5 protein-coding genes are annotated in these 5,618 nt (G+C 33.5%); 2 read left to right on the forward strand and 3 right to left on the reverse strand.

All coding sequences use genetic code 11. The features are described from left to right. A partial coding sequence (locus tag PHP06_10295; protein MDD3840930.1) for an S-methyl-5-thioribose-1-phosphate isomerase occupies positions 1 to 302 on the forward strand: 302 nt, incomplete at its 5' end. A gap of 87 nt (positions 303 to 389) precedes the next feature. On the opposite strand, the gene PHP06_10300 is transcribed toward PHP06_10295, so the two are convergent. Genes PHP06_10300 through PHP06_10310 form a run of 3 tightly spaced genes read right to left on the reverse strand, consistent with a single transcriptional unit; the run spans position 390 to position 4,559 of the window. Further along, on the reverse strand, positions 390 to 2,141 hold the full coding sequence (locus PHP06_10300; GenBank protein MDD3840931.1) for a cyclic nucleotide-binding domain-containing protein: 1,752 nt from the start codon (positions 2,139 to 2,141) through the stop codon (positions 390 to 392). Then, positions 2,071 to 3,351 carry a glycosyltransferase family 4 protein gene (locus tag PHP06_10305; protein MDD3840932.1) on the reverse strand — a complete coding sequence of 427 codons (1,281 nt, stop codon included), beginning with the start codon at positions 3,349 to 3,351 and terminating at the stop codon, positions 2,071 to 2,073. Before PHP06_10305 ends, PHP06_10300 begins: the two co-directional genes overlap by 71 nt. Beyond that, the gene (locus PHP06_10310) at positions 3,348 to 4,559 is read right to left on the reverse strand and encodes a hypothetical protein (GenBank protein ID MDD3840933.1); all 1,212 of its coding nucleotides are present in this window, start codon (positions 4,557 to 4,559) and stop codon (positions 3,348 to 3,350) included. Before PHP06_10310 ends, PHP06_10305 begins: the two co-directional genes overlap by 4 nt. Positions 4,560 to 4,850: 291 nt before the next feature. On the opposite strand from PHP06_10310, the gene PHP06_10315 reads away from it, so the two are divergent. After that, positions 4,851 to 5,453, forward strand: a complete 603-nt coding sequence (locus tag PHP06_10315) for a hypothetical protein (protein ID MDD3840934.1) — start codon at positions 4,851 to 4,853, stop codon at positions 5,451 to 5,453. The last annotated feature ends 165 nt before the right edge of the window (positions 5,454 to 5,618 follow it).

Consider the following 5,618-nt stretch of genomic DNA (forward strand, 5'->3'; position numbering starts at 1 on the left):
CAAACAAGATAGGCACACTAGGACTTTCAGTGCTGGCAAAATATTATTGGATACCATTTTTTATAGCTGCTCCTACACCTACTATTGATCTTAACACTCCTACAGGTCAAGAAATACCTATTGAGGAAAGAGATTCAAAAGAAATTACCTGCAGGTTCGGCGTCTGGACTGCTCCCAAGCAAGTGAAAACTTATAATCCTGCTTTTGACGTGACACCCCATGAAAACATAACTGCAATTGTTACTGAAAAAACTATCATTTATCCTCCTTATACTGAAAACCTAAAAAAACTTTTTAAATGATCAAAAACCCCTGAGAGTGATATGCTCCCCTTGAGGTAGACAGTTGAAATAATAAAACTGCTATCATAAAGAGGAGCATATTTATGTCTAAATACTCTTCCCTGTATATTCGGAAGAATTCTTGATAAGATGGGTTAAATATGCAGTGTTCATGTTTTTCATCCTATGACTGAGCTTATATATAAATAGCTTTAATAGCTTCAGGCCTAGCCTAGCATCCTTTTGTACAAAAGCATCCATATCTTCTCTTCTAAATACAATAGTTTGAGTTGCCTCTCGTGCAATTACCGTCACTGAATGGGGCTGATTAAACAAAAATGAAGTCTCGCCAAAATATTCTTTTTCACCTATCGTGGTAAGTTTTACCATATCACCTTTCTCGGTATCCTTCAATAAATCCACACTACCCTTTCTTATAAAAAATATCTTCCCGTCATTTTCATTTTCTCTGAATATAATTTCATTTTTATCAAAGTTCTTTATTTTAAATATCGGCAACAGTTTATCCAGATCATCTTTTTCTACACCGCTAAATATATTAAGGTCATCAATTTCTTTTACCAAAGAACTAGTATCTATATCAACATCTTTCTCAAGATCCTTAAGATTCAGCCCCACATCTACTATCTGCAAGATATGCTTTCTCATCTCATCTGCTAAATCTCTAGAAAACTTTATAAGCCTTATCCAATCCTGTTGAAAACTATAATACTGTAAAAATACATTATGTTTGGGTTTGACATCATATTGAGAAATATATATATTGTTTATTGCCTCTTTTGCATCTGCATCTCTCTCTTTTGAAAGATAATCCATTGCAAGTATTGTGTTTGTCTTTATTATTTTATCCTCCAGGTCATCTTTTAAAAATTCTCCTGGATAAGGGTCAAAGTCTTCTGGCTGCACCCTATGCATATTCGGTTTATCCACTTGAGTTACTATTTTTGCCCTGTCATATAAAAATCTGGCTATATCCTCTCTTACTCGCTTCCATATAGGATGCGATTTAGGCGGTGGAAGGTGTTTTACATACAGCTGATTATCTAAAAAGAAATTATAGGCAAACATTTTAGCATTAATAAGATAATCTATGTCCTCTCCTCTAGGCACCTTAGGATCGAAAGGCACTGTGGTAAACAGATTCCTGTGCAACACCATACAACCCCCAAAGGCAAACGGAGTATGTTTTAATCTGGGTTCAGAGCCTATAATCTTATCAAAAGCCTTAGCTTTACTTCCAAACCTATCCCAAAAAGTCATCCAAGGCTCCATATTCACTTTGTCATAGTACTCATTGTCTTCATTCAAGTAATATCCTGCTACAGCATCTATAGCCGCACCATACAACCTACCACCTATGAATTTACGGCATCTTTCCACAAAATCTGAGTTCTCGAATATTTCATCATCATCTATCATTATCAGCACATCAGCATCCATAATGTATGCCACAAACAGCCCTAGATTTCTAACATTCGAATAACCATTTATGTCTAAAATATAATCAACATACTCACTTTTGTGCATAGACCTTATTATATTTTTCATATGCTGTACTTGAAAACCAGATACCATATATACATTTATATCTAGACTCACCTTTGCTACTATCTTATTTACTTTTTCTACTGCATCCTTCTCGATACTTTGATGGGTAGGACACACTAAAAGCACTAGTTCAAAATCTTTATCTTTAAGAGTCTTGACACTTCTTAACGTTCTCTCTAAAGTACCCTCCTGATCTAAAGGAGTAGGATGATCATATACATTATCCTCTTCTTTCCAACCTTGGTGGAATGGTCTGCTCCAATACGTGGGAATAACCATAATCGTTTTCATTAAACGCCCTCCTAGAATTTTTGTCTCTCAGTACATTATTATATATATTTTCCACTTTTTGTGCTACACTGTCCCATGTAAAATTTGCATGCGCATAAAAATATGCATGCCTTCCTTTGGTAGCTTTCGAATGACCTGATAATTCTTCCATTATAGCTTGTGCTAACTCTTTTGGATGGTCTTGTTTTACCAGACTCCCCACATGTGAATTTACAAAATCAGGTAACCCTCCTGCATTAGTTGCTACTACAGGTGTACCACATGCCATAGCTTCTAGAGCAACAAGACCGAAAGGCTCTATCCTAGAAGGTATAACAGATACATCTGCCATATTGTATATATTTGCAACCTCCGTCTGACTGCGATGCCCCATGAACACCACATTTTTAAGCCCATTCTCCCTAGCTTGCCTCTCAAGTTTATCTCGATCGCTTCCATCACCAACTATAATAGTAGCAACATTTCCTATCTGTTTTTCATATATTTGCGCTGCATCCAACAATATATCAACGCCTTTAAAGTGTGTAAGCTTACCTACAAAACTTACAATATAATTTATATCGTCTGATATATTATATTTCTTTTTCAAAAAATCTTCATCAAAATCTTTAGTATAAAATATGCTCTCATCAAACCCGTTGTGCACTAAAAACCTTCTATCATCTTTTATACCAAACAACTGACTCGTTTCTTGGTCAACCTGCCTGGATATTGTTATTATAAAAGAAGCATTTCGCGCAGCCTCCTTTACATATTTATGATATCTTGTATCTTTTTTGTATCCTTTTATATCGGTGCCATGCACTGTAACCCCATAGGGGATATTAAATTTCGAAGCAATATAAGGCATTATCCACATATGCTGACAATGTATGATATCAGGATTAAACTCGTCGATAACTTTTTCCAATGTACCTTTAAAAACATCTATATATTGTTCTATCTCTTGGTCCTTTAAATTATAAAAAGTATTGTTGCTTACAGGATGTGTAGTAAAACATGGAAAGTTAAAAGGCAATTGATAATCTTTTGCCTTTCCTCCTTTAGTTATTATAGGTATAAAGTCCTTATTGAATGGATGCAAATTGTGATCCGGAAATATCACCTTTACATCATTGCCCATCATATTCAACTTATTATATAAATTAAGTGTATATATACCGCTTCCAGATCCTTGAAGCGGGAAATGGTTTATTAATACTATCTTCATACTACATTCCTCCTACCGTTTTGTTCTATCGCTCTAATTATTTTGTTCCAACTCTTTGATATTGCAATATATCTTTTTATACTGTCCTTCAATTGTTCTTCCGATTGCTGTAAAGCTTGATAAAGTTTTTCAAATCTATCATCATTTAAATGTTCAGCCACTTTAAGTCCTGCCTCTTTAAGTGCATTTTTTTGTTCTAAAAGTATTTTATTCACATCTGTTTTTAATATACCTTGCTGTTTTAAAAACCAATACAAAAAAGGATTTCTTGCAATCCAACCCATACACGCAAAATATAATCTATCTCTTATACTTTTTTGTGTTATATCTGGTACCTCTGGAAAATTCCCGAAAGTATTGTGAAATATTTTCATATCTATATCAATCACTGCTCCATATTTACCTGAAACTGTATAGCCTAGCAAAGTATCTTCTCCTCTGCCCAAATAGAATTCATCCTCAAACTTAAGCAAAGTAGAATAAAATGGATGGGGTGGAAAACCTTCCGATAGATTGATAGCCATGTTTCCTCCTAAAATCTTATTAGTCTTTCTAGCCTGCCTATTGTAACCCTTGTCAAAATTCAAGCACTTATGCTGCTTGCATCGCTTCATATATTCTATAGCTTCCTGTTTGCCCACCCCGGCCAGCAATTTATCAAATCCATAAAATTGTATCGGTGGAATTATATAATATCCCGAATAATCACTGGTAGTGATATAAACATCTTTATTTAACAAATACTTTAAATGCATTCCAAAGAAATCCACATCTTCAAAATTAGCCTTTTCTGTATCAAAATTATAGTCCAGCAATACTTTAGGATATACATCAGTATCTATAAAAAATAATATATCCACTTTTTCAACGATAGCCTTTAAAAGTACAGTATTTCTATATAATCCATAAGAAATAAGGCCATACCTATCAAATATCGGACTATCAAGAACTTCCATAGAGCTCGATCTATCTATTCCCATCGAATCCAATTGCCCAAGCAAATCATCATCTATACTCACTTTTACAGTCTCAACCTTAATATATCTTTGCAAATTCTCTATTACAGCTTGTTCATATCCATGCGAATAACCGATTATCAGAGTATCTATCTCATGTCCATATTTGCCAGCATTGGACAAAAAATCTATATACGGATGTATATCATCTATATATTTGGTAATCGCAGAAAGAGCTATCTTTATGCCCATTTAAACATCTCCCCCTTTTAGTTTTTCAGTAACTTTTTAACCATTTTATATAGATATTCAAACTATACTTTTTTATTACTAAAAATTTAAATCATTACCAGGGTGGCCTAAAAATAACTTTAGTACTTTTAAATTCCTATTAACTCAAATATCTTTAACAATATATTTATACCCATTATTTATCCTAAAATAACATATAAAACAAATAAAAAGATAAAGATTGACATCGGAACATATGTTCGCTATAATAGAAATATATTCCATATATTCCTGTGTGGGGTGATCTAAAGTATGAATAAGTTGCATCTATATTATAAAATGGGTATAGATGCCTTGCTCCCTATATATGCCAAAGATAAAGGTGACTATACCTGCATAATTCTTAAAAATGGTGATACAAAATATATAGATATAAAAACACGTTCTGCTTTAATATCACTTTCAAATATATTGTGTATAGACCTGATCAGCATCAGAAAAAAATATTCCAGTATAGTAGGACAAAAAAATCGCATCCCTATTCCTCTATCTCTCGAGCTCATCCTAGTCCCATTTAAAACACGCCAACCTGTTATAAAAAACGATAGTTGTCTGGGCTATATAAATCTTATAAATATCAAGTGTGTAACTAGGATCAACCCTACTATTACTGAAATAAGTTTAAAAAGCGGTATTACAATAGAAGTTTTAAGAAGTATATCATGTGTTAAAAAAAGACTGGCAGCAGCACAGCTGACAGCTCATCATTTTATTACAAACTCCACCTCTAGCAAGTTAGCATGTACGTACTTGAAGGAATACAGCAAAGAATATAATCAACCTGCAACAAAGGCCGATGTAGCATATATATCAAACAAGCTGAATCACATAATCTATAGGCTAGGTTTGGATTAATTTTATATTATGTTTGCCATGTTGTAATCAAAGTTTTGCGGCGAGTTGTAAAATTAAATGAAACACAATTAAATAAATAATGCTCATGAGAGCTTCTCTGTTATAATGTTAATCACTATAATAAACAGAAACGGAGAAGAATCATGAGCACAGTCTATTGTATCA

It is taken from the genome of Clostridia bacterium, from assembly GCA_028698525.1.
GTDB lineage: Bacteria > Bacillota > Clostridia > JAQVDB01 > JAQVDB01 > JAQVDB01.